Raw genomic sequence first — 23,982 nt, forward strand, 5'->3', positions numbered from 1 at the left:
CTTACGTTGCATATAATATAATACGCCGACTAAAATGAGCATGACTGCAACGTTAATTCCGACAAGCAGTGTATTCATGTTGATTCCCCCTAATTCCAATCTGTTATATAGAATATAAGGTAATAAAACCTATAAGTCAACTAGGAAATTCCACGATTAAAAAAAAGATGGCAAATTGCCATCTTTTAATGTCCAGCCCCAGGGACAAGTAAAAACGTCGTGTAGTATGTAAATCCTATGAAGAAAACAGTTAAGTAGGCCCCAAATACGTATATATACATACGCTCTGTTAATTTTAAATAACTTAAAAGTACGAAGAAACCTGTTTGTCCTAAAAATAGTAGTGCAGCCTGTTGCATATCCCCTACGTAAAACATAACCGAGAAAATTCCAGTCCAAAAGCCGAGAACGCGAAACATGCGCTCCATGCCATCTCCCTCCTTTTCTAGAAAAAGTAAACCTCTCCTCATTATAGTTTATTTTTCTTACTATTGTAAATATTCGTTCATATAAAAAGAAGCCAATTATAATTGGCTTCTTTTTATATGAGAAATTAAATTGTTAATTTATAATTACAAGATTTACATCCATCTAGTAGACTATCATTTCGTGTTAATTCCATGTTAGGGAATAGGATTTCAAAAATCCCTTTCATCATATCCCCATGCATATTACAAATTTCAGTTGGGTGATGAACAGCAACTTCTTTAAATGGACAATTGTGTACATCATAGAAAATTTTTGTTCCATCTGCACTTAATTCAAATGCAGGTGATAAACCAGCTGTTGAGAAAGCTTCTTTTGCAATTTGAACTTTTTGTTCTACTGTTAAGTCTTCTTCACTCACATTTAAGCGGTGCATATGTTGTTGCATTAATTCTGCTCCGAATTGTTTTCCTGTTTCGTATAGCGCTTTTTCACCAGCAGCTCCAAGGCTAAGGAGAGAATTGAACGCTATTTTTGCTAATAATTGATAATCACGGAATGGAAATTGCAATTGGATAACATCGTCAGATAATACATATAATCTGCTTGGTCTTCCACCCTTTCCAGTTTTCTTTGTTTCAGATTTAAGCATATGAACATCTTCTAATTTAGATAAATGTAAGCGTGCTACGTTTGGATGAATGTCAAACTCATCTGCAATTTCTTGTACAGTTACGTAACTATGTTTTTGAGAAATATATTTATAAATGTAATAACGAGTTGGGTCAGATAATACACCTGTAATTTTTAAAGCTTGTTCCATGAGGATCTCCACCTTTATCACTTTATCCAAGATAATAACATTATAATACAGATAAACTTCCATATAGGTAATTTCAGACAATAATTCGGAAATTGTTCATAATTTCACAAACATAATTTTCCTTTTTATTCTGATGAAAATACAAAAGTCCCAATTTTTATTGTGCATTTTTTCATGCTATATACATAGTGAGGAGGGAAAATGATGAATGGAATTGAAATTTTTGCGAATACAATTTTGAAAGAAGCGTGTAGGGTACAAGCATCGGACTTACATATTGTGCCCCGGCAGAAGGATGTAGCGGTTCAGCTACGTATAGGAAAAGATTTAATTACGAAACAATGTATTGAAAAGGAGTTTGGAGAAAAACTTGTTTCGCACTTTAAATTTTTGGCATCCATGGATATAGGAGAGAGGCGGAAGCCACAAAATGGTTCATTGTATTTACAAATTGATGGACAAGAAGTGTATTTACGTCTTTCAACACTTCCGACTGTATATCGAGAAAGTCTCGTGATTCGCCTTCATTTACAAGCATCTGTGCAGCCGTTATCTCATCTTTCGTTATTTCCAAGTACGGCGGAAAAACTCCTCTCTTTTTTACGTTATTCACATGGTCTACTCGTATTTACTGGACCGACTGGTTCTGGGAAGACAACGACAATGTATGCATTATTAGAGGTAATTAGAAAAAGGAAAACACGTCGAATTGTAACACTTGAAGACCCAGTTGAAAAAAGAAAAGACGATTTATTACAAATTCAAATAAACGAAAAAGCAGGTATCACATATGAGGCTGGACTAAAGGCTATTTTACGCCATGATCCAGATATTATATTAGTTGGTGAAATCCGAGATGAACAAACAGCAAAAATAGCTGTAAGAGCAAGTTTAACTGGACATTTAGTAATGACGACCCTGCATACGAATGATGCGAAAGGAGCGATACTCAGATTTATGGATTATGGCATAACGAGGCAAGAAATTGAACAATCTTTATTGGCTGTAGCTGCACAGCGACTTGTTGAATTAAAGTGTCCATTTTGCAGAGGAAAGTGCTCAATTTTATGTAAATCAATGCGGCAAGTAAGACAAGCAAGCGTTTACGAGTTGTTAGATGGATATGATTTGCAACAAGCGATTAAAGAAGCGAACGGAGAATGTGTTACGTACAAACATGAAACATTAGAATCTTCGATACGAAAAGGGTATGCTTTAGGATTTTTAGAAGAAGATGTTTATGTTTAAGAAAACATGGAGTTTAAGTGAGCAATTAGTATTGTTGAAACGATTAGGAGAACTATTAGAAAAAGGATACTCCCTTTTGCAGGCACTAGAATTTTTACGATTTCAATTACCCATAGAAAAGAAAGTACAATTACAGCATATGATTGAGGGATTAAAAGAGGGGAGAAGTCTACACGATTCATTTCATCAATTAATGTTTCATCAGGAGATGTTAAGTTATTTATTTTATGCTGAGAAACATGGTGATATTTCTTTTGCATTGCAACAAGGGAGCGCACTTCTTTATAAGAAGGATAAGTATAGGAAAGATATGATGAAAATAATGCAGTATCCTATGCTATTAGCATTCTTTTTAATGATTATGCTTGCTGTTTTCAATCTCATCTTATTACCGCAGGTTGAAATGGTGTATAGTTCATTTGGTTCTACAGTGCCGCTATTTACAGAACAAATTTTAAGTGCAATTAAACGAATACCTTACATTATTATTAGCGGTATTCTTATCTTTATTATTGGATGTAGCGTATATTTGTTTTATTTTCGGAAACTCCCACATATTGAACAGGTAAAAATCATGCTTCGTATTCCTCTCATAAAAGTATTTCTTATTTTAAAGCATTCGCATTATTTCTCCACTCAATTGAGTGGTTTATTGTACGGCGGACTATCGGTGCTCGAAGCACTCACAATAATGATGGAGCAAAAATATAATCGATTTTTTCAGTATGAAGCGGCCCGAATTGAACGGCAATTAATTGCAGGAGAATCGTTACAATCTATCATTGCTAAAAGTGGTTATTACGAAAAAGAACTTTCTTATATTATTAGGCATGGACAAGCAAACGGTAATTTGGCAGTTGAATTAGAGGACTATAGCGATCTTGTTATAGAAAAGATGGAACAAAAAATGAAACGTATGTTAGTTATCATTCAACCGATTTTATTTACATGCATTGGAGGAATAGTTGTTCTTATGTATTTAGCGATGATTATGCCGATGTTTCAAATGATGAATTCCATTTAGGAGGCATTTACATGCAGAATGAGGAAGGATTTACTCTGTTAGAGATGTTATTAGTTATGGTTGTTATAACTGTATTATTACTATTAATTATTCCGAATGTAGTGAAGCAGCGCTCATCAGTTCAAGGAAAAGGATGCGCAGCCTATGTGAAATCTATAGAAGCGCAAATACAGGTATATCAATTACAGCATAATAAAATTCCTTCGTTAAAAGAGCTAAGTGACGAAAAATATATTACAACTCATAAGTGTCCGAATGGTGAATCTATTCATATTTCAGATGATGGCACAGTATCAATCGGGACATTGTGAAACAAAAAGGATTTACTCTTTTAGAAATGTTGCTCGTTTTATTTGTAATTTCTGTCTTAAGTATGATTACGTATTTTAATGTTCATTCATTATATGAAAAACAAAAAGTCGAACAATTTTTGAGCCAATTTTCAAATGATATTTTGTATATGCAACAATTAGCGATAAATCGTCAGAAATACTATACGCTACGGTGGTATAAAGAGAAAAACACGTATTACATTGAGGAGTCGGGTACGAATCATTTTATTGTGTCGAGAGACTATGGTAACGATATACAAATTGATTTGCATACATTTCCAAATCCGATGACATATAATCCGAGCGGAAATATTAATAGAGGTGGTACAATTTTACTTTCGTATCGAAGTTATAAATATGAGATTGTATTTCAGCTCGGAAGAGGGAGATTTACGTATCATGAAATATCAAAAAGGATCCATAATGGCTGAAATGCTTGTATCGTTAAGCATACTAATGATGGCGGTATCGGTACTACTGCCGCAAACAGTATTGGTCATGCAAGAAAGAAAAAATATACAACTCCGCTATAAGGCATTCGTATTATTAAAAAAAGAAGCAGCTTTATATATGTATGAGAATGAGGAAATGCGAGTAAAAGAAAAAATTATAAACGAACTTGTATATTACACATATTGGGGAGGAAGTGAAGTGTGTACTATGTGGAAAGATGTGAAGGGAAGAATGATGGAACAATGTTTTTATGTGGGAGGAAAAATAAATTAGAAGTTGGATTTACATTAATAGAAATGATCGTATGTTTGTTTCTAGTATCACTGTTCTTTTTACTTTTACCGAGTCTTCATTTTATCGGAATGGAGAATAAACACTCAAAAGGATTAAATGAGTGGGAGTGGGATGTGTTTTTAGGCCAAGTACAACTGGAGTTTCGTGAGGTATCGTTTGGGGAACATATAATGGCCCTTGAAAATAAAGGTAGTATTTTACGCTTCCGTTTGCGTAATGGGGATGAAGTGATATATGAAAAAGTGAATAATCATCTTATAAGAAAAGTGAATATGCGTGGAAGGGAAGTTATATTACAAAAGGTTGGCAATGTTTCGTACAAACTAACACCTCATGTGCTCTTTATAAATATGAAAGATACTAGTGGGAAAATACATGAAGGTGTAGTTGTAAGATATAGCGAAATGGAAATAAAGGAATGAAAAAACAAGATGGATTTACAATGCCAGCAACAATCATTTTTTTAATTTTATTAACCTCTTTTTTTGTATACGAAACGAATATGTTGCTTTCTGATAAAAAATTTTCTACTGAAATAGAGCAAAAATTTTTAGTGGAAGAGTTGATTAATCGAGCTATTGCAGATATAAAAGTAGACTTACAGAAAACAGAAAGAGATGGTACCTTTTTCTTTCAATATACAAAGGGAAAAGTGAGTGGAAAGTACGAATTTGAAAATGATATGATTCTCGTTTCTTTGCAGTGCGAGACAAAACAAAGAATTTTCTATACGGTGAGCTTTCGGTATAGAAAAAATGATGAGAAAATATTTGATTGGATAGAAGGATGACAGGTAAAGTATGCTGAGTAAAACCATGAATTTCCATTGTGAAGAGCTTCAATTTCTTTTGGGAAATGGATAAATATAACGATCAAAAGTTTAAATTTTCTCAAAAAAGAGAAAGGTAGAAAGAATATGATATATTCATGCTATCCAATCATTTTTTTTAGGGAGAATAGGGAAATGACAAAGAACAATCAAATAGGTGAAAATAAAGAACAAACTATTTTTGATCATAAAGGAAATACGATTATGACAGAAGATAGGGAAATACAAATTATTTCGAAATTCGAAGAACCTCTTATCGTCGTATTAGGAAATGTAATAAGTGACGAAGAATGCGACGAATTAATTGAAATGTCTAAAAATAAAATAAAACGTTCTACAATTGGTTCAGCACGTGATGTAAATGATATCCGAACAAGTAGTGGCGCATTTTTGGAAGAGAATGAACTTACTTCGAAGATTGAAAAACGTATTTCATCTATCATGAATGTTCCGGTGACGCATGGAGAAGGATTGCACATTTTAAATTATGAAGTGGATCAACAATATAAAGCGCACTATGATTATTTTGCGGAACATAGTAGATCAGCTGCTAATAATCGTATTAGCACGCTTGTAATGTACTTAAATGATGTAGAAGAAGGCGGAGAAACGTTCTTCCCGAAATTAAATCTTTCTGTACACCCTAGAAAGGGAATGGCAGTATACTTTGAGTATTTTTATCAAGATCAATCACTAAATGAGCTTACGTTACACGGAGGGGCACCTGTAACGAAAGGCGAGAAATGGATTGCAACGCAGTGGGTGAGAAGAGGTACTTATAGGTAAAAGCGAGTATGTTACGTTTTGTTCTTCTTAGTATAAGAAGAACAAAACGTTTTTTTATTAAACAAAGTAGCATCTTTCGTTATAATAACAATTAATACATGACGATTGAGAGGACAGAAAATGAAATCTATATACATAACCGGCTATATGGGAGCTGGGAAAACAACAATTGGAAAAGCGTTAAGTAAAGAACTGCAAATGGATGTTGTAGATACAGATCAAAAAATCGAAGAGAAGCAAGAGAAGGCAATTCGAAATATTTTTGCAGAAGAAGGCGAAATAACTTTTCGAGAATATGAAAGTGAGATGTTACGTTCACTACCAGTTCATAATGCAATCATTACAACTGGTGGAGGGATTATTGAGCGAGTGGAAAATCGAAAGTGGATGAAAGAGAACGGGACTGTCGTGTATTTATATTGTGATCCGCATGTAATTGCAGAAAGGCTTCGTGAAGATACGACACGTCCACTATTTCAGAAGAAAGATATAGAGGCATTTGTAACGAAATTCGAATCGCGCCGAGCGTATTATGAAGAGGCACATATTCATATCGACACGACAAATAAGTCAGTAAAGCAAATTATGAATGAATTAAAGGAAAAGATTAATGAATAAAAAAGTGGACATACTAATCAAGTAGAGGTGATGATAATATGTCTACTAATGATTATGTTCGCTTTGTGACGCAGCAGTTTGTGTCATATATGGATGCACCAAAAGAAGATCGTAAACAAAAGAAAGAACAACGCCGCTCTGAAAAAGAGCCATTTTTAAATAAATGGTTTGGTGTTATGCCGCTTAGTGCAGCTTTATTTTATCGAAACGTAAAAAATAAAAGGAAAAAATCAAGTTAACTTTTAGTCATATGCCTAGCAAAATGAAAATCCCCTAGTAGCGTTATATACTAGGGGATTTTCATTTACTGTACGGATTCTTTTTCCTCAGTAACCGCATGTATTTTATTGTTCACCCATACGAACCCTATTCCGATGCAAATTGAAATGCCCCAGCCGACAGCAGTCATAATCGCTCTCATTTCACCGTAGCCATCTACACCGAAAACGGAGATGAAATAAATTTTTAAAAAGCTTTTTAATATAAATTGAAGCCCGAAAAATAGCGTTAAATATTGTAGTGCTGGATATATACGACTATCACGATACAGTTCACGACTTTTATCACGGTCATGCCCTTGTAGTGCTGCAATATCTGCTGCGAAATATAACATAAGTGGTTTTTTTATAAAAATTGTACATATGACGATAATACCGAGTACGATGTGATAATACGCATCGTTCCACAACATTCGTTCAGCTGATCCAGATAATAAATCTACCGTCGTATTAGAAATGAGTGTAATTAAAATAAAGAATCCTGTCACGTTAAACTGCTTTTCTTTTTTAAAGGTATACAGTGTATAAATAATCCCCGGAACAGAGGAAATTAACATCGCGTAATAAGGATCAATATAAGGTTTTGCAAATTTCCAAATGAGGAATGGGATTACGAGATAAAAGACAAGATCTAATATAGCTTTTTTATTTTGATTCATACAAATCCTCCTTAAGTCATACATATATTTTATAATATAATTTCTGAAAATTGTATAAGGTTTGATTGGAAAAGAAAAAATATATCAATTTTTGAGGGATTAGTAGATTGAAAAAATTGCCCCTAGCGTAGTAAGTTTTTTTAGTATATAATAAAGGAAACGCTTTCATTTTGGTTTGTTCACAAAATGGACGGAAAATCACATATGTACTATCGATATGTTGCTTTATAATGAAACTAATTAAATATACGTGCATACAATATTGTGAAATAAATAACATAAATAAAATATATAAATGTAAACGTTATCAAAGAGAGAGGTGGAAACAATGAGTAAATTTTTCTTCAATCATAATCCAGCAACAGTAGAGGATGGAAGGCTTGTTAAGTATGCTGAAATTATTTATGGAGAAGGTGGCCGTTCTGTATTAGAAAATTTAATGGTGAAGGCATCTATCAGATTGCGCGATCGTTATCCGAATAAATCTGACGAACAGATCTCGAACCTCGTAAATAAAGGCATCCATGATATGTTTCAAAAATATGTGAGTGAGTAAGAGTAGCCAATGGCTGCTCTTATTTTTTTGTATAAGGATTGTAACTCTAGCTGAAAATAAACATGTGTTTTGAAAAACGTAAAAAGGAGTGGGAAAGATGAGCAATGGAATTGGACGTTCGAAAGAAAACCTTCCAACTGATGCAAATCATGTGAGCGCAAAGGATCGTGCACAGCAGAAACGTATGGCACAGAAAAAACAGCAAGAGCGTAGTGACGATAGCGAGTAGGATAGAAAATAAATAAAAAAAAAGCTCCTTCTAAAAACGGAAGGAGCTTTTTTAAGATAGAAAATGATTAGCGGTAACATAAAAGAGGCCACCGTTAATAATTTGCACTGTAATACGTGGTTCATATTGTTCTTGCAAGGCTTGTTTTTCAATTTCATAGCTTTCAGGAAGTTCATCACTATCTTCATAAAAACGATTTAAAAGATCTAAATCGTGATTCCAACGTACCCTCGCTTCTTTCGCCCACGCATGATCATCTTCTGCAATTATATTTTTTAAAGCGTCCTCTATACGTTGTAAGCCGCTTTGAGGCTTAATGATAGGAGAGAGCGTAAAACAAAAGTCAGGTATTTTCGGTGTAAGTTTAATGTTAGTTAATGTTTCATGAAAATTTGCCATCATTGTTCCAGAGATGAGATGAATACCAATGGAATGAAGGATGTCTTTTTTTCGATCACATTGATAAGACACTTTTATATTTACACCGAGCCAAGGATGGAGCGGTGTATGCGTTGCCCCGTTATGCTTTATTTCCTCATATAAACGTATGTAAGAGCCTAATTCTTTCGTTGTCTGGAAAATTTGATGTAGTCGTGGTGAACCGTAGTGAATAAGTTCGCCATCGTTTTCTTCATTTTCTGGATTTGTAATAAGAGTAAGGCGCATCGGATTCGGTACGCCTCCTGTTTTTTCAAGATAGTGCCAATAGAAAGGGCGGTTCATTAATAATTTATCCATCTCAATTGTTAACTGCACATCTAATAGGTGAGGGGAACGTCCTAAAATTTCGCAGTTATTCGCCTCAAAGAAATTGTTTAAGTAATTATGGATTTCATGTTGCTGCATAGCCTTGCACCTCAGCTTCATTTCGCTTCGCAAAGTCGATAATAGATGTTAAGTTTTCCATCTTAATTCGAATTTCTCCTTCGCTTTTTGATTGCGCAAAAATTTCTTGAATATGCGCATCGATGTTTTTCATATTAATTCTTGTTAAAATTTCATCGAGTTCACCGATAACACGCTCAAATAAATTTATTTTTTCATATAACAGTTTCAAAATGTGTTCTTCAACAGTATGCTTTGTAGCTAAGTTATAAATATGAACATCATTTTTTTGACCAAGACGGTGAATACGTCCAATTCTTTGTTCAAGACGCATTGGGTTCCATGGCAAATCATAATTGATCATATGGCTACAAAACTGTAAGTTAATTCCTTCTCCGCCAGCTTCCGTTGCAATTAATACTTGCGCGTGTTTTTGGAAAAGTTCCTTCATCCAATCTTTTTTCCCACGTTTAAATCCACCGCGGAACGGAACGGAAGAAATGCCGTGCTGCTGTAAAAACCATTGTAAGTACATTTGTGACGCTCGATATTCCGTGAAGATGACGACTTTATCGTCAATTTCTTTTATAAGCTCAAGAGCTTTATTTGCTTTTGAGTTGAATGGAATATGATTAATATTGTCCATTAGCACATCAATATATGGATCTTTTATATATTGTTCATTTTCTTTCTGACGTTTTTCTACATGCTTTTTTAATGAATAGTACACAGCTTCACGGCTACTACATGCCTCGCGTTTTAATGTTAAGGATGAGAAAGCAGATGTGAAGGCATCTCGTCCTCCCCAGTGTTCAATTGCATTATATAAAGCTTGCTCTTCTTTATTAAACTCTACAAAAATTGTACGTACATGCCTCTTCGGCCAATCAATTCCGGTATTATGACGTCTATTTCGGACCATTACTTTGTTAATGAGAGCTTTTAAGTCTTCATCTGATTCGGCTGAACGATTTTTTGAAGCGTAGTATTCTTCAAAGTTGGATTGATTGCCCAAATGTCCTGGTTTTAATAAAGAAACAAGGTTGAAAATTTCATCAATCTTGTTTTGAACAGGAGTAGCTGTTAGTAATAAACAAAACTTCTTTTTTAATCGCTGTGCAAATTCATAGTTTTTTGTTTTATTATTTTTTAGTTTATGTGCTTCATCGATAATAATAAGATCATATTCTAAGTTCAAAACGATATCGCGATGTGGTGAACGTTTTGCAGTATCAATTGATGATACGATCACGTCAGCTTGCTCCCACGAGTAGCTTTTCTTTTGAGCTACAGCTGGAATGAAAAACTTTGTATTTAGTTCGTATGCCCATTGTGACACGAGAGAGGCTGGGACGAGTATGAGTACTTTTTTCACAAGCCCACGCACCATATATTCTTTTAAAATAAGTCCAGCTTCAATTGTTTTTCCAAGCCCTACTTCGTCGGCTAGTATCGCTTTACCGTTCATTTGTTCAATAACATTTTGAGCGACTTCTAATTGATGAGGAAGCGGTGTGAAATGGGATAAGTGCTTCGGTGCTTGTAGTCCATCGAAAGTAGGAACAAGTAACGATTTTTCTGTTTCATAAGCTAAATGGTATAAATCCCAGTTTGTCCAAGGACCATCTTCTTCAATTCTATTTAAAAAATTGTTTTGCCACGTCCGATCTACGGAAATATCAACATTCATTACGACTCTCCCACCTTTTATAAGTTAAAGTAATTATTTTTTACATGTATAATGATTCGCCTTGAAAGAAGGCTTTGTTATCGTTATTAAAGGCTATATGATAGACAATAATAAGCATTAAATCTCAAAAGTTGTATTTAGTAAGATTAAGAATGAAAAATTCTAAATTATTTTTTATGCTAGAATATTGATGAAATATAGCGAATGATGTTAGGATAATGGTGTGAAATGTGTGGAATCTTTCGTATTTTATCCAAGAAAGTACTTTTTTATTTACGCTTTCATAAAAAAATATAGTGAGATTCCGTATATCCTATCTTTTCAGAATGAAAATGTTTAGATATGGGAAGCAACTTTTATTGATTTGTCAGAGCATAAGGGGGAAAGAGCATGATTACATTACAACGTACACCGTTATTTGATGTATACGCGAAGTATGGTGGGAAAACAATCGACTTTGGTGGCTGGGAATTACCAGTTCAATTTTCAAGCATTAAAGAAGAACACGAAGCTGTACGTACAGCGGCAGGTTTGTTCGATGTGTCTCATATGGGAGAAGTTGAGGTAAAAGGTGTAGATAGTTTAGCATTTTTACAACGTGTTGTTACAAATGACGTATCTACCTTAAAGGTAGGAGGCGCACAATATACAGCTATGTGCTACGAAAATGGTGGTACAGTAGATGATTTATTAATCTACAAACGTGGTGAAGAAGACTATTTATTAGTAATCAATGCATCAAATATCGAGAAAGATTACGAATGGTTAGCAAGTCATGTAATTGGCGATGCGAAAGTAGTCAATGTTTCTAGTGAAGTTGCGCAGCTTGCAATTCAAGGACCAAAAGCAGAAGGCATTTTACAAAAAGTTGTGTCAGAAGATTTGAAAGAAATTAAGTTCTTTAAATTTAAAAACGATATTCTTGTAGATGGAATTCCTGCACTTGTATCTCGTACAGGTTACACAGGTGAAGACGGATTCGAAATTTACTGTAAGAGTGAAGATGCTGCAAAACTTTGGGAGAAACTTCTTGAAGTTGGAGCAGAAGAGGGCTTAAAAGCATGTGGTTTAGGTGCTCGTGATACACTTCGCTTTGAAGCAACACTTCCGTTATACGGACAAGAATTATCAAAAGATATTACACCGATTGAAGCAGGAATTGGCTTTGCGGTAAAACCAAACAAAGAAGCAGATTTCTTTGGAAAAGAAACGTTAAAAGAGCAAAAAGAAAACGGTGCATCTCGTAAATTAGTCGGCATCGAAGTGATCGAACGCGGTATTCCTCGTACGCATTACCCTGTATTTGTAGGAGAAGAAAAAATCGGGGAAGTAACGAGTGGTACACAATCTCCAACGTTAAAGAAAAGCATTGGTTTAGCACTAATTGATGTAAAATACGCAGCAGTTGATACAGAAGTAGAAATTGAAATTCGTAATAAACGCGTCAAAGCAGTAGTTGTTCCAACACCATTTTATAAACGTTCAAAGTAACGGGGAGAGGGGTAGATTTCATGTTGCATCGTTATCTTCCAATGACAGAAGAAGACAAAAAAGAAATGTTACAAACGATCGGCGTTCAAACGATCGACGAATTATTCTCTGATATTCCAGAGAGTGTTCGTTTTAAAGGGGATTTAAAAATTAAAGAAGCAAAATCAGAGCCAGAGCTTTTAAAAGAGCTATCTCAAATGGCTGGTAAAAATGCTAATTTAAAAGAATATGCTTCTTTCTTAGGAGCAGGCGTATACGATCATTATGCTCCAGTAATTGTTGATCATGTTATTTCTCGTTCAGAGTTTTATACTGCTTACACGCCATACCAACCAGAAATTTCACAAGGGGAATTACAAGCAATCTTTGAATTCCAAACAATGATTTGTGAATTAACAGGAATGGATGTAGCAAACTCTTCTATGTATGACGGAGGTACAGCTTTAGCTGAAGCGGCAATGTTAGCGGCTGGCCATACTCGTAAAAAGAAAATTCTTGTATCTAGTGCAGTGCACCCAGAATCAAGAGCAGTACTTGAAACTTATGCAAAAGGTCAACATCTAGAAGTTGTTGAAATTAATCATAAAGATGGTGTAACAGATTTAGACGTATTACAAAGCGAAGTAGACGATACAGTTGCTTGTGTAATCGTTCAATATCCAAACTTCTTCGGACAAGTTGAAAAGTTAGCTGATATTGAAAAAATCGTTCATCAACAAAAATCATTATTTATCGTTTCTTCAAATCCGTTATCATTAGGCGCATTAACACCACCAGGGAAATTCGGTGCTGACATTGTAATCGGTGATGCACAACCATTCGGTATTCCAACACAGTTTGGTGGACCACACTGTGGTTACTTTGCAACAACGAAAGCATTTATGCGTAAAATTCCAGGACGTCTTGTCGGACAAACGGTAGATTCAGATGGTAAACGTGGATTTGTATTAACGCTACAAGCACGTGAACAGCATATTCGTCGTGACAAAGCGACATCTAACATTTGTTCAAACCAAGCGTTAAATGCATTAGCAGCTTCTGTTGCAATGACGGCACTTGGAAAACAAGGTGTGAAAGAAATGGCACGTCAAAATATTTCTAAAGCACAATATGCAAAACGTCAATTCGAAGCGAAAGGCTTTACAGCTACATTTGCTGGACCATTCTTCAATGAATTCGTTGTAGATTGCAAACGTCCAGTGAAAGAAGTAAACGACGCATTACTACAAAAGAATATTATCGGTGGTTATGATCTAGGCCGTGATTATAAAGAATTAGAAAATCATATGCTGTTAGCAGTAACTGAGCTTCGTACAAAAGAGGAAATTGACACACTTGTAAACGAAATGGGGGCTATCCAATGAAGAACCAAGACCAAGCACTTATTTTTGAAGTGACTAAAGAAGGACGCGTAGGATATAGCTTACCCAAATTAGATGTAGAAGAAGTGAAACTAGAAGATGTATTTGAGAGCGATTATATTCGAGTAGAAGATGCAGAGCTACCAGAAGTATCTGAACTTGACATTATGCGCCACTATACAGCACTTTCAAACCGTAACCACGGCGTGGATTCTGGATTCTATCCACTTGGATCTTGTACGATGAAATATAATCCGAAAATTAATGAGAATGTAGCTCGTTTTGCAGGATTTGCAAATATTCATCCACTTCAAGATGAAGAGACAGTACAAGGTGCAATGGAATTAATGTACGACTTACAAGAGCATTTAATTGAAATTACAGGTATGGATACTGTTACATTACAACCAGCAGCAGGTGCACACGGAGAATGGACAGGTTTAATGTTAATTCGTGCCTACCATGAAGCAAATGGTGACTTTAACCGTACGAAAGTAATTGTTCCTGACTCTGCTCACGGAACGAATCCAGCATCTGCAACTGTAGCTGGTTTTGAAACAATTACAGTAAAATCGAATGAACATGGTCTTGTTGACTTAGAAGATTTAAAACGTGTTGTAAACGAAGAAACAGCAGCACTTATGTTAACAAATCCAAATACATTAGGTCTATTTGAAGAAAATATTTTAGAAATGGCTGAAATCGTCCATAATGCAGGCGGTAAATTATACTATGATGGTGCAAACTTAAATGCGGTATTAAGCCAAGCGCGCCCAGGAGATATGGGATTTGACGTTGTGCATTTAAACCTTCATAAAACATTTACAGGTCCGCATGGCGGCGGTGGTCCAGGTTCTGGTCCAGTAGGTGTGAAAGCTGATTTAATTCCGTACTTACCAAAACCAATTTTAGAGAAAACGGAAAATGGCTACCACTTCAATTACGATCGTCCAGAAGCAATTGGGCGTGTGAAACCATTCTATGGTAACTTCGGTATTAACGTTCGTGCATACACATACATTCGTTCTATGGGTCCAGATGGACTACGTGCAGTAACTGAGTATGCTGTATTAAATGCGAATTATATGATGAGAAGATTAGCGCCGTTCTATGATCTTCCGTTCGATAGACATTGTAAGCATGAATTTGTATTATCAGGTCGTCGTCAAAAGAAACTTGGTGTACGTACATTAGATATTGCAAAACGTCTGCTTGATTTCGGTTACCACCCACCAACAATTTACTTCCCATTAAATGTGGAAGAATGTATTATGATTGAACCGACAGAAACAGAATCAAAAGAAACGTTAGATGGTTTCATTGATAAGATGATTCAAATCGCTAAAGAAGTAGAAGAAAATCCAGAAGTTGTACAAGAAGCACCACACACTACAGTTATTAAACGTTTAGACGAAACAATGGCTGCTCGTAAACCTGTTTTACGTTATGAAAAGCTTGCTCCTGTACAAGTTTGATTAGAATAAAAAAGAACTCGCTACATGCGGGTTCTTTTTTTGTTTGGAGAATTTGTCCTGCTATTTGTGGACAGTAAAACTCCCAACTCAAAACTTAGCTGGTGCAAAGAAGCCAGGTGGGAGATAAACTGTCCGTAAATGCCCGATTGGTGAAGGCTAATAATCAGTGGGGATGAACAAAAATCCCCACTGATTAAAGTTTCACTTTATGCAGAAATAGTGAAGAAAATGTTAAAACTTTATATTTTTTGTTTCATAATTGTGTAAAGATGTAGTTTTATAGGTAGTTTTGTTGAAAAAGTCGGTTTGATAAAAGTATTTATTTTTGTTAGAATTTTATTGAAATTAAGAAGATGTGATGAGGCAAAAATTACTCATTTTTATGTATATGTGAAAAAACGAGCAAGGCGGGGGTGAAAGTGTGGGATATCGATGTTATAGAATGGTATACCATTTAGAAAATGGAGAAACAATTAAAGATGTAAAAGAATTTTGCTATCGAGACCAAGGAAAAGTGTTAGAAAGAGTAGCACATCGTGTAATGGATAATAGAGAAGTGACGGCGATTGATAAACAAGGAACAATCATTTCAATAGCATGTGAGGACATTGTAAAGGTAGAACTTGATTACATAAAAGAAAGTTAACCTTGAGTCATATCGAATTATTCGATAAAATATACTGTTGAATGGTGCAGAGAGTAGAGAGGAGTTTATCATGGGTAGTACAAGACACTTTTATATGTTTATTTTAGCGTTTGTTCTTGTTGTGGCGTTAACGATTTATTTAATTGTTGATAGCAGCTGGTACAATACAGTTCATCCGGCATTCCTTCTGTTTATGTATGTAGGAATTGCGGTTGTTAGTTTCGGAATGAGAGACGAAATGTTAGATCGCTTTGAAAAGTGATACATATACGAAAGACCAACAGGAAAATGTTGGTCTTTTTTTCTTGCCAAAAATAGGATGGTGTGTATATACTGTATATATAAGATATATACAGTATATACACACTGGAGGAAAACATGAATATTATTATTTCGAATTCTTCCCAAGACCCTATTTATGTACAAATAAGGAAACAATTAAGCCAACTTATTTTAAATGGTGGTTTAAAGGGGGGAGACCAACTGCCGTCTATTCGTAGCTTAGCGAAGGAATTACAAATTAGTGTAATTACAACGAAGCGTGCGTACGAGGAACTTGAAAAAGAAGGATATATAGAAACTGTTGCTGGGAAGGGGACTTATGTTTCACGTAAAAACAATGAACTATTAAAAGAACAGCGCTTACGTTTATTGGAAAGTAAGGCTGAAGAAATTGTGAGAGAAAGTAAAGTGTTGCAGCTTTCACTTGAAGATTTACAGCAGATGATTGCGTGTTTATATGAGGGGGAATAAGGAATGTTAGAGCTAAAAAACGTTTGTAAAAGATATCAAGATTTTGCAGTGAAAAATATAAGTTTTACGCTGCCACGTGGATATATTATGGGATTTGTCGGACCGAATGGTGCTGGGAAAAGTACGACGATCAAAATGATTATGAATTTAATTAGAAAAGAGAGCGGCGATATACAAATTTTTGGCAAGGACAATAAGAAAGCAGAAAAGGAAATAAAACAAAATATCGGCTTTGTATATGATGAAAATCATTACTACGAAGATTTAACGTGTGAACAAATGAAGCGTATTATTGCACCGCTATATAAAAAGTGGGACGAATGTCAGTATCAATCGTATATGGAGAGATTACAAGTTCCAAAGTATAAAAAAATTAAAGAGTTATCTAAAGGGATGAAAATGAAATTTGCGATTGCCATCGCGCTTTCGCATCATGCAGAGTTTATTATTATGGATGAACCAACAGCAGGATTGGACCCAGTTGTTCGAAGTGAATTGCTTGATATATTGCAAGAAATTGTAATGGAAGATGAAGTATCTGTATTATTCTCAACGCACATTACAACAGACTTAGAGCGCATCGCAGATTATATTACTTTTATCAACGATGGGGAAATTATATTTACTGGTGAGAAAGATGAATTAATGGAGAGCTACGTAATCGTAAAGGGAAGTAATGATTTATTGGATCGAGAAGGAAAAGAGCTATTTGTTGGATTACGAAAAAATAAATTTGGTTTTGAAGGTTTAGCGAAGGATAAACAAGTAATTATCGATTGGTTTGGAAATGAGGTTGTACTAGAAAAGCCTACATTAGATGATATTATCGTTTACACTGCGAAAGGGAGAGGTGCCTATGCGTCAGCTCATCTATAAAGATTTGTTCTTTTTTCGGGTAACTTGGTTAGTGAATCTTATTATGCCCCTTATGTTCTTTTTACTTGAGCCCGGGAGTGAATTGTTATTTCCGATGAGTTGTCTATTTATAACCCTTTCCTCCGTTATGACGCTAATCTATATGGATGAAAGGAATAAAAGTGACATTGTAATAAATAGTTTACCGTTAAGTCGAAAGGATATCATAATTGCTAGATATATTTCCTGTGCAATATTTATTGTAGGTGGCATGCTCTCTACGATGTTAGTTGTTTTTCTTATAAGAGGCATTGTGGTCATCGGTGATATCGGTGCATATCATCCTAATCTATACATTGAAATTCCGTGGTATGAAGTAATAAATGGAGCTGTTTACGCCGTATTTTTGGTTGTCACGTTTTTCCCTAGTTATTATGGTACAAAGTCGAAGGTAGTAAGAAGTATAGTATCAGCAGCCTCAATAGGAGTCGGAGGGATACTTTGGATATTTATTAGTGATGAGATCAATGGAATAGCACCTTCATTCATTGAGTGGATTATGAATCCTATGCATATTGGTGTATTTATAGTTGGATTTATTACATTAGTTAGTATTTATATCGCTTCTATGTTTCTAACAATTAAAATTTATGGAGCCCGTGATTTATAGAGAGGAGAATTCATATGCAACAGTTAATTTTGAAGGAGTTTTTCTTACAGAAGAAGATGATTCCTTTCTATTTTTTAATACCCGTTTTATCGATTTTTAGGAATTCTGTAGAACCGATGGGGATTGCAATAGGATTATTTATGACATGTAGTATGATTATATATATTTCTTTTTATTATGAAGAAAAAAGTAAAACAGAAAAAGTATTAGTGAGTTTGCCTATAACGAGAAAAGAGATAGTTATAGCTAAATATATTTCAACTACATTATTTATTATAGTCGGTTTGAGTACAACTTTTATAGTCGTAATATTAGGAAATATTTTGTTGGACAGAGATATAGTTATTCCTGGATATGCAATGTTTTCAGCAATAGTAGCAACTTTGATTTATTGTGTGATAATGATACCTACTAATTACATCGGAGGAAATAAAGCTACTACTGTCTTGTATGTAATTATGATTTTTCCTTTAATAGGTATGATTGGCCTTATGTGTAATGTTTTTGGTGATAAAACAATTATGTTAAAAGTACTTCACTCTGAGGATGCTACAGTAGCGATGAGTGTTCTTGGTATCGGAGTGTTAGTAAGTATAGTCATATCAATGTTACTCTCAATGAAAATGTTTCAAGAGGCAGAGTTATAGAAGTGGCATTTTCATGTTAGGAGGTGTAATACATGATTAAGCAATTAATTTTAAAAGATTTCATCATTCAATGGAAATTTTTAATTTGGTACATACTGTATCCTATTTTCTTTTATATGGCCTTAACAGATACGGAAAATCTGTTCATAATTATGTCAGTAATTATTACAATTGGGGCAACAGTAAAAACATTTGAAGCAGATAGTAAAAATGAGAGTGAAGTGATAGTAAATAGTTTACCAATATTGAGAAAACAAATTGTGTATGCGAAATATATAGTAGCAATTATTATTCTTTTTATAAGTGTAATAGTCGGTTGTTTCACGATGGGAATGAAGAATGGGGTTAACCTATTTGAATTTATTGAAACGACAATGGTTGCTAGTATTAGCTTTATTTTAATATATTTAAGCTTGGTTTTACCGATATCATTTTGGCTAGCATATAAAAAAGCTATTTTTATTACGCTTTTCATGCTAATAGCACCGACAGCCATTTGTACTATGTTCTTTGAAATCAACCTGGAACAAATCCAACTATATAACAGTTTATTATTCGTTAGTTCAATATGCATGTTCATAGTATCTGCCTTCGTTTCAATGAAATTGTATGAGAAGAGAGAATTTTAAAAGGTGCCTCATAAAAGGCACCTTCTTCAATATCGACAATATGAAAGTAAGAGTTTATAAACAGAGAGGCTATTCGGTACAACATCTTTTGGAGTATGTAATATAAAGCTGAAAACGATAATGAGAATGAGAAAGAGGAAAAATAAAAATAGGATCTGTTTATGTATAGAATTTTGCATATTATCCACTCCTTTTTTAGGTAGTATGTCCAAAAGGTAGGAGTGTATGAAAAATTTTAGGAGGGAGAATGATGAACAAAAGAAAATGGTTATATAGAATAGGAATACTTTTAGTTTCAATTGGTTGCATATTAGCAAACTTTTATTCGGATATACCACCGCTATTTCCTAGTTTGCATAAAGGGATTGGTATGAGTGTTGTCGTAGTTGGTCTGTTTTGTCTTATCACATCAAACTTCTATAGAAAGTCTGAATCAATATAAAAAAGGACAGTTACTCTTTTTCAGAGTAACTGTCCTTTTTAAATAACTTATTATATAGCTTGGCGATACTCCATATAATTACGATTGCAATGGAGGCAATAATTGACCAAACGATAGATAAAATTTCAAGTGTCATGTTCGGAAGGAATGCAAGAATGGATAATACTTTATGAAACAACCATTCTATTATATGAAAACTTACTTGCAGTAGAATGGCGATCACGAGTGTGATCCATGCTAACATTTGTTTTCCTTTTTCTTTCCACATGACATTCACCTCGCGTTAGCTTAATAGTTTTAAGCCAACAGCGCCGCATAGAATGCAGCTTAAGAAGGCAAGACGACGCCAATCCGCTGATTCTCGGAAAATAAGAATGCCTAGAAGTGCACTTCCGGCAGTTCCGATTCCAGTCCAAATCGCGTAAGCAGTTCCCATCGGTAATGTGTCCATCGCAAGGGATAAGAAGAAGAAGCTTACGCCGAAGTTAGCGATTAAAATAACTTTTGGTGCCCAGCCTTTCTTTTCAGTGGCTACTTTCATAAAGAGTACACCAATAATTTCACAAATACCAGCTAGAATTAAAAATACCCAAGCCATTTTATGCGGCCTCCTTCGCTTCTTTTTCTTCTGTTACTCGTTTTAAACCAATTACTCCGAAGAAGATTAAACCGATTAATAAAACTTTTACGATAGAGAAAGGTTCTCCGAAGATGAAAATTTCTGTAAGAACGATTCCGCCCGCTCCGATTCCTGTGAAGACTGCGTATACAGTGCCGACAGGTAAATCTTTATAAGCTCTAAATAATAAGACGAAACTAATTGTAATTAATAGCGCAACACCAGCCCACTCAAGTGGTGCCTCCGCTTTTTTTAGTCCAATCACCCAAAAGATTTCAATAATACCAGCGATGATTACATAAATCCATGCCATATGTCATTTCTCCTTCCTACCAGTCGTTAGGTAAAGGGCTTAAAAACGACGCATTGCAAAGGAGCAATCCGTCAGTTTGAAAGTCCGCGCCAAAATACTTTCCAAGAAGCGTCTAAACGTGTCTCAAAACGATTTAAACCTGCGTATAGTAGTTCAACCATAAGACCGTCGAGTAAGCATAGAAAAGCCTCTAAGGCGTCTTTTACTTCAATGTTATGCAGCTCATCTTGTTCGCTTGCTCTTTTAAATACCGGGAATAAAAGTTTTCCGACGTTTTCAATGTGTACATTTGCTTTATTAATAATTTGTTCGCGAAATGCATCAGGCGGAAAATAAGAAGTTCGTAACCAAAACATTGATTCTTCACTTTCACCAAATCGTTTTGCGTAGCCTTTTAATAATTTTAATAGCAATTCTTCAGTGGACGAATTGGAAAAGCTTTCGATATCGCCTGTGAAGCTCTGCAAATCTTTTTGAAGAGCAGATTCTAAGCATATGAAATATAGCTCTTCTTTTCCTTTAAAGTGTGCGTAAATCGATGGTTTTTTAATCCCAACTTCTTGGGCAATATTTGCCAATGAAGTTCCTTCATAGCCGTAGCGTGCGAAATGAGAAAGTGCTACAGCTTTAATGCGATTTGCTGTCATTTTCATCCCCTACCTACCGTTCGTTAGGTTTATTATATGAGATAATAAACACAAAGTCAATAGGTGAAAAGCTGAAAAAGAGTGCTATAGTTAACGCTCCTTTTCAGACTGTTTTTCGCTCAATTAAATGGAATGGAAGTTCTTCTGAGTTCCCGGTTATTTGTTCGTCCTGCATCTGTTTATGGAATAAGGTAAAAGCACGTGATCCCATCGTAAGACCAGGGTGTTCAATAGTCGAAATTTCTAATGCCTTTGAAATTTCATGGTTATCGAATCCTAAAATAGCGAGATCTTCAGGGACGCGAACACCATGTTTCTTTGCCTCTGTTAATAAACCGGCAGCTACTTGGTCATTCGCTGTGAAAATAGCAGTTGGACGATTTTTCATATGTAAAATACGGTGGAGTATTTGTGCTCCGTCCTGCATTGTATAGCATTGATGAAAAATCCATTCAGGATGTAACGTTTGACCTTCGTTATGAAGTGTATCAGCAAACGCTTTTTCACGTTCCATAGAATTTACACTCGTTTTTCTTGCTAAACAAATTCCGATTTTTTCATGGCCTTTACTTAGTAAATATGCAGTACCGAGCCGGAATCCTTCATAATGATCTACGTAGACAGATGAAATGAGGGGGTGGTTCATTTTTTCACATGAAATAATAGGGGCGAATTTTGCGAAAGGTTCGATTTGTTCCCATGAACTCGTTCGAGAACAAATAATCATCCCGTCAAATTGTTTCATTTTCATCATTTCAAGAACACGAATTTCTTCAATACTATCGTAATTTGTTTGGCATAAATTAATGTGATATCCAGCTGCTAACGCTTCGTTTCCGATTCCTTCAATAATGGTACTGAAGTAAGGGACATTAATGAAAGGGAGCATAACCCCGATTGTATATGTTTTCCCCTTTATTAAATGAATAGCATTTATATTTTTTGCGTAGTTTAATTCTTCAACCGCCTCTAGAACTCGTTTCCGTTTGTCTTCTTTTACGTAAGGGTGATTATTTAAGACACGGGAAACGGTTGATATAGATACACCAGCAGTTTTAGCGATTTGTTTTATATTGGCCATATGCATCACCTCTTTACTTATATTATAAAGGGAAAATAAGTAGAATGAAAAAATCTTGACCTGAAAAGCTTTTCACAATCTATGTTATAAATAGGACTTCTGTTATTCGCGTAACCATTTCGTTTGGGCGTAAGAATAGCGAAGTCTTTCTGTTTGTTTGAAAGCAGTTTTGTCAAAATGTGTGAGAATAACGAGGAAAGTTTTCAAAGGTGGAGTGTGGCATTCAAGCGAATATGAACAACATATAAACGCTTTGTTCGTTAAGAGGGCGGTATGAAAGGGCGGAAACAAATTGAAAAAAGGAATCATTTGTTTCGTGTTTTCTAGTGTATTACTTAGCTCATGTTCATTTCAGCAAACGATGCAAGAAGAAAAAACATTTGTGGGATCAACAGGTGGGGCTACAGATCGCGTTACGGATCCGATTCCCTTAAAAGAACTTCCAAAATATTTTCCGGCGAAATTTAAAGTTCCTACCTTTTTACCGTATGACATTACGAGTGATGTGTTGGGTGAAGTAAGAACGATTGAAAAGAAGAATGCTGTCTTAACGATTAAATATAAACAACAGGAGCAAGGTAGACATGAGTATATTGAGCTAACTGTTGCAAATTTCCCTTACAGTTTTCCGGATTTTGTAGAAGAAAAGCGATTTCAAGAACAAATGAAATTGAATAATGGAGCGTCTGCTTATTTTAAAAATAAAGATGACTTCGAGAGAGGAGAGGAATTTGCTACGCTTCTATGGAAAGAAAAGGGGATTGAATACCAGTTATTATATCGTAATGTAGAAGAGAACGATGCAGATGTAATAAAAAAGAATCTATATTACATTGCAAACAATATGAAATAAAAAACTAACTGCAGCATGCAGCTAGTTTTTGTATGTTATTTCTTTTTAATTTTACCTGTCCAAGATTTAAATCCACCTTGTAATTGGTAGAAATCTTTGTAACCTTGTTTTTTTAAGTATTGAGCTGCACGGCCTGTACGGAATCCGCTTTGGCAGTATAAGTAAACAGGTTGATCTTGGCGAAGTTCTTTATGACGAAGGCGAATTTGTGATAACGGAATGTTACGTGCACCTAAAATGTGCCCTGCGTTATATTCGTCTGCTTCGCGAATATCGATAAGCTGTGCTTTACGGTAGCCAGCGCGAAATTCTTCTTCTGTAAGAGTTTTAATTAATTTTTTCTGATAGAAATACATCCATACAGTGTAACCGATGAACGCTACGATTACGGCTAATAAAATAATCCAAGTTGTTGACACGGTTCTATCGC

The 23,982-nt window shown here is 35.0% G+C and carries 35 protein-coding genes and 1 pseudogene; 24 read left to right on the forward strand and 12 right to left on the reverse strand.

What is annotated here, in order from left to right; genetic code table 11:
* Window positions 1-185 precede the first annotated feature (185 nt).
* Both JDS92_RS24630 and JDS92_RS24635 read right to left on the reverse strand, forming a co-directional pair.
* Window positions 186-428, reverse strand: coding sequence for a DUF2626 domain-containing protein (locus JDS92_RS24630; protein WP_000440717.1), 243 nt, complete (start codon window positions 426-428; stop codon window positions 186-188).
* 125 nt (window positions 429-553) lie between these two features.
* A complete protein-coding gene (locus JDS92_RS24635) occupies window positions 554-1,249 on the reverse strand; it encodes a helix-turn-helix transcriptional regulator (RefSeq protein ID WP_000434114.1) in 696 nt (231 codons plus the stop codon).
* Window positions 1,250-1,453: 204 nt separating this feature from the next.
* Here JDS92_RS24635 and comGA point away from each other — a divergent pair, with 204 nt between their 5' ends.
* The 10 genes from comGA (at window position 1,454) to JDS92_RS24685 (ending at window position 7,072) form a co-directional block, all read left to right on the forward strand.
* The gene (gene comGA, locus JDS92_RS24640; protein ID WP_199632674.1) at window positions 1,454-2,497 is read left to right on the forward strand and encodes a competence type IV pilus ATPase ComGA; all 1,044 of its coding nucleotides are present in this window, start codon (window positions 1,454-1,456) and stop codon (window positions 2,495-2,497) included.
* Window positions 2,484-3,521 (forward strand): competence type IV pilus assembly protein ComGB, encoded by a 1,038-nt coding sequence (gene comGB, locus JDS92_RS24645; RefSeq protein ID WP_016109090.1) that lies wholly within the window; start codon window positions 2,484-2,486, stop codon window positions 3,519-3,521. Before comGA ends, comGB begins: the two co-directional genes overlap by 14 nt.
* Window positions 3,522-3,532: 11 nt before the next feature.
* Window positions 3,533-3,832 (forward strand): competence type IV pilus major pilin ComGC, encoded by a 300-nt coding sequence (gene comGC / locus JDS92_RS24650; protein ID WP_001178691.1) that lies wholly within the window; start codon window positions 3,533-3,535, stop codon window positions 3,830-3,832.
* Window positions 3,829-4,284, forward strand: coding sequence for a competence type IV pilus minor pilin ComGD (gene comGD / locus JDS92_RS24655; RefSeq protein ID WP_098137348.1), 456 nt, complete (start codon window positions 3,829-3,831; stop codon window positions 4,282-4,284). Before comGC ends, comGD begins: the two co-directional genes overlap by 4 nt.
* Complete coding sequence (locus JDS92_RS24660; protein ID WP_000829525.1) at window positions 4,277-4,579, forward strand: hypothetical protein; 303 nt, start codon at window positions 4,277-4,279, stop codon at window positions 4,577-4,579. The genes comGD and JDS92_RS24660 overlap by 8 nt, the downstream gene beginning before the upstream one ends.
* Window positions 4,549-5,022: a competence type IV pilus minor pilin ComGF gene (gene comGF, locus JDS92_RS24665; protein ID WP_000477948.1), complete on the forward strand. Its 474-nt coding sequence runs from the start codon at window positions 4,549-4,551 to the stop codon at window positions 5,020-5,022. Before JDS92_RS24660 ends, comGF begins: the two co-directional genes overlap by 31 nt.
* Window positions 5,019-5,390, forward strand: coding sequence for a competence type IV pilus minor pilin ComGG (gene comGG / locus JDS92_RS24670; RefSeq protein WP_199632675.1), 372 nt, complete (start codon window positions 5,019-5,021; stop codon window positions 5,388-5,390). Before comGF ends, comGG begins: the two co-directional genes overlap by 4 nt.
* Before the next feature lie 174 nt (window positions 5,391-5,564).
* Window positions 5,565-6,215: a 2OG-Fe(II) oxygenase gene (locus JDS92_RS24675; RefSeq protein ID WP_199632676.1), complete on the forward strand. Its 651-nt coding sequence runs from the start codon at window positions 5,565-5,567 to the stop codon at window positions 6,213-6,215.
* A 120-nt stretch (window positions 6,216-6,335) separates the two neighbouring features.
* Entirely contained in the window at window positions 6,336-6,833 is a 498-nt protein-coding gene (locus tag JDS92_RS24680; protein ID WP_000836652.1) for a shikimate kinase, read from the forward strand.
* Between the two features lie 38 nt (window positions 6,834-6,871).
* Window positions 6,872-7,072 carry a YqzE family protein gene (locus JDS92_RS24685; protein ID WP_000106086.1) on the forward strand — a complete coding sequence of 67 codons (201 nt, stop codon included), beginning with the start codon at window positions 6,872-6,874 and terminating at the stop codon, window positions 7,070-7,072.
* A gap of 65 nt (window positions 7,073-7,137) precedes the next feature.
* Here the strand turns inward: JDS92_RS24685 and JDS92_RS24690 are convergent, their stop codons facing one another.
* Window positions 7,138-7,770 (reverse strand): VC0807 family protein, encoded by a 633-nt coding sequence (locus tag JDS92_RS24690; protein WP_001073100.1) that lies wholly within the window; start codon window positions 7,768-7,770, stop codon window positions 7,138-7,140.
* A 140-nt stretch (window positions 7,771-7,910) separates the two neighbouring features.
* A pseudogene (locus JDS92_RS31075) lies at window positions 7,911-8,026 on the reverse strand (GTP pyrophosphokinase).
* A 72-nt stretch (window positions 8,027-8,098) separates the two neighbouring features.
* Between JDS92_RS31075 and JDS92_RS24695 the strand changes: the two are divergent.
* Complete coding sequence (locus JDS92_RS24695) at window positions 8,099-8,326, forward strand: hypothetical protein (protein WP_000032702.1); 228 nt, start codon at window positions 8,099-8,101, stop codon at window positions 8,324-8,326.
* 97 nt (window positions 8,327-8,423) lie between these two features.
* On the forward strand, window positions 8,424-8,555 hold the full coding sequence (locus JDS92_RS31290; RefSeq protein WP_000064664.1) for a hypothetical protein: 132 nt from the start codon (window positions 8,424-8,426) through the stop codon (window positions 8,553-8,555).
* Between the two features lie 51 nt (window positions 8,556-8,606).
* On the opposite strand, the gene JDS92_RS24700 is transcribed toward JDS92_RS31290, so the two are convergent.
* Window positions 8,607-9,401, reverse strand: coding sequence for a YqhG family protein (locus tag JDS92_RS24700; RefSeq protein WP_001183954.1), 795 nt, complete (start codon window positions 9,399-9,401; stop codon window positions 8,607-8,609).
* Window positions 9,388-11,070: a DEAD/DEAH box helicase gene (locus tag JDS92_RS24705; RefSeq protein WP_001100044.1), complete on the reverse strand. Its 1,683-nt coding sequence runs from the start codon at window positions 11,068-11,070 to the stop codon at window positions 9,388-9,390. Before JDS92_RS24705 ends, JDS92_RS24700 begins: the two co-directional genes overlap by 14 nt.
* 390 nt (window positions 11,071-11,460) lie before the next feature.
* Between JDS92_RS24705 and gcvT the strand changes: the two genes are divergently transcribed.
* The 11 genes from gcvT (at window position 11,461) to JDS92_RS24760 (ending at window position 20,039) form a co-directional block, all read left to right on the forward strand.
* On the forward strand, window positions 11,461-12,561 hold the full coding sequence (gene gcvT / locus JDS92_RS24710) for a glycine cleavage system aminomethyltransferase GcvT (RefSeq protein ID WP_000631761.1): 1,101 nt from the start codon (window positions 11,461-11,463) through the stop codon (window positions 12,559-12,561).
* Window positions 12,562-12,581: 20 nt separating this feature from the next.
* On the forward strand, window positions 12,582-13,925 hold the full coding sequence (gene gcvPA / locus JDS92_RS24715; RefSeq protein WP_000903224.1) for an aminomethyl-transferring glycine dehydrogenase subunit 1: 1,344 nt from the start codon (window positions 12,582-12,584) through the stop codon (window positions 13,923-13,925).
* On the forward strand, window positions 13,922-15,397 hold the full coding sequence (gene gcvPB, locus JDS92_RS24720) for an aminomethyl-transferring glycine dehydrogenase subunit 2 (protein WP_098137347.1): 1,476 nt from the start codon (window positions 13,922-13,924) through the stop codon (window positions 15,395-15,397). The genes gcvPA and gcvPB overlap by 4 nt, the downstream gene beginning before the upstream one ends.
* Before the next feature lie 442 nt (window positions 15,398-15,839).
* A complete protein-coding gene (locus tag JDS92_RS24725) occupies window positions 15,840-16,043 on the forward strand; it encodes a DUF3929 family protein (protein WP_002039587.1) in 204 nt (67 codons plus the stop codon).
* Window positions 16,044-16,113: 70 nt separating this feature from the next.
* On the forward strand, window positions 16,114-16,305 hold the full coding sequence (locus JDS92_RS24730; protein ID WP_000535934.1) for a hypothetical protein: 192 nt from the start codon (window positions 16,114-16,116) through the stop codon (window positions 16,303-16,305).
* 116 nt (window positions 16,306-16,421) lie between these two features.
* Window positions 16,422-16,796 (forward strand): GntR family transcriptional regulator, encoded by a 375-nt coding sequence (locus JDS92_RS24735; RefSeq protein WP_001021357.1) that lies wholly within the window; start codon window positions 16,422-16,424, stop codon window positions 16,794-16,796.
* Between the two features lie 3 nt (window positions 16,797-16,799).
* Window positions 16,800-17,672, forward strand: a complete 873-nt coding sequence (locus JDS92_RS24740; RefSeq protein ID WP_000891283.1) for an ABC transporter ATP-binding protein — start codon at window positions 16,800-16,802, stop codon at window positions 17,670-17,672.
* The gene (locus JDS92_RS24745) at window positions 17,653-18,321 is read left to right on the forward strand and encodes an ABC-2 transporter permease (RefSeq protein ID WP_016109088.1); all 669 of its coding nucleotides are present in this window, start codon (window positions 17,653-17,655) and stop codon (window positions 18,319-18,321) included. Before JDS92_RS24740 ends, JDS92_RS24745 begins: the two co-directional genes overlap by 20 nt.
* Before the next feature lie 14 nt (window positions 18,322-18,335).
* Entirely contained in the window at window positions 18,336-18,968 is a 633-nt protein-coding gene (locus JDS92_RS24750) for an ABC-2 transporter permease (protein ID WP_001186575.1), read from the forward strand.
* Between the two features lie 32 nt (window positions 18,969-19,000).
* A complete protein-coding gene (locus JDS92_RS24755) occupies window positions 19,001-19,597 on the forward strand; it encodes an ABC-2 transporter permease (protein WP_000595334.1) in 597 nt (198 codons plus the stop codon).
* A 250-nt stretch (window positions 19,598-19,847) separates the two neighbouring features.
* Window positions 19,848-20,039 carry a hypothetical protein gene (locus JDS92_RS24760; protein ID WP_141523499.1) on the forward strand — a complete coding sequence of 64 codons (192 nt, stop codon included), beginning with the start codon at window positions 19,848-19,850 and terminating at the stop codon, window positions 20,037-20,039.
* 10 nt (window positions 20,040-20,049) lie between these two features.
* Here JDS92_RS24760 and JDS92_RS24765 read toward each other — a convergent pair whose 3' ends face one another.
* The 5 genes from JDS92_RS24765 to JDS92_RS24785 form a co-directional block, all read right to left on the reverse strand.
* Window positions 20,050-20,307, reverse strand: a complete 258-nt coding sequence (locus JDS92_RS24765; RefSeq protein WP_000265398.1) for a DUF3975 family protein — start codon at window positions 20,305-20,307, stop codon at window positions 20,050-20,052.
* Window positions 20,308-20,322: 15 nt separating this feature from the next.
* Window positions 20,323-20,637 (reverse strand): DMT family transporter, encoded by a 315-nt coding sequence (locus JDS92_RS24770; RefSeq protein WP_000312621.1) that lies wholly within the window; start codon window positions 20,635-20,637, stop codon window positions 20,323-20,325.
* Window position 20,638: 1 nt separating this feature from the next.
* Window positions 20,639-20,971, reverse strand: coding sequence for a DMT family transporter (locus JDS92_RS24775; RefSeq protein WP_000312339.1), 333 nt, complete (start codon window positions 20,969-20,971; stop codon window positions 20,639-20,641).
* Between the two features lie 71 nt (window positions 20,972-21,042).
* Complete coding sequence (locus JDS92_RS24780; protein ID WP_002005730.1) at window positions 21,043-21,624, reverse strand: TetR/AcrR family transcriptional regulator; 582 nt, start codon at window positions 21,622-21,624, stop codon at window positions 21,043-21,045.
* Between the two features lie 97 nt (window positions 21,625-21,721).
* A complete protein-coding gene (locus JDS92_RS24785; protein ID WP_001273954.1) occupies window positions 21,722-22,699 on the reverse strand; it encodes a LacI family DNA-binding transcriptional regulator in 978 nt (325 codons plus the stop codon).
* 316 nt (window positions 22,700-23,015) lie between these two features.
* Here JDS92_RS24785 and JDS92_RS24790 point away from each other — a divergent pair, with 316 nt between their 5' ends.
* On the forward strand, window positions 23,016-23,552 hold the full coding sequence (locus tag JDS92_RS24790; RefSeq protein WP_142345868.1) for a DNA polymerase III subunit delta: 537 nt from the start codon (window positions 23,016-23,018) through the stop codon (window positions 23,550-23,552).
* Between the two features lie 35 nt (window positions 23,553-23,587).
* Here the strand turns inward: JDS92_RS24790 and JDS92_RS24795 are convergent, their stop codons facing one another.
* Window positions 23,588-23,971, reverse strand: coding sequence for a rhodanese-like domain-containing protein (locus JDS92_RS24795; RefSeq protein ID WP_000108653.1), 384 nt, complete (start codon window positions 23,969-23,971; stop codon window positions 23,588-23,590).
* Window positions 23,972-23,982 lie beyond the last annotated feature (11 nt).

Source organism: Bacillus cereus group sp. N12, assembly GCF_016483575.1.
Taxonomy (GTDB): Bacteria; Bacillota; Bacilli; order Bacillales; family Bacillaceae_G; genus Bacillus_A; species Bacillus_A toyonensis.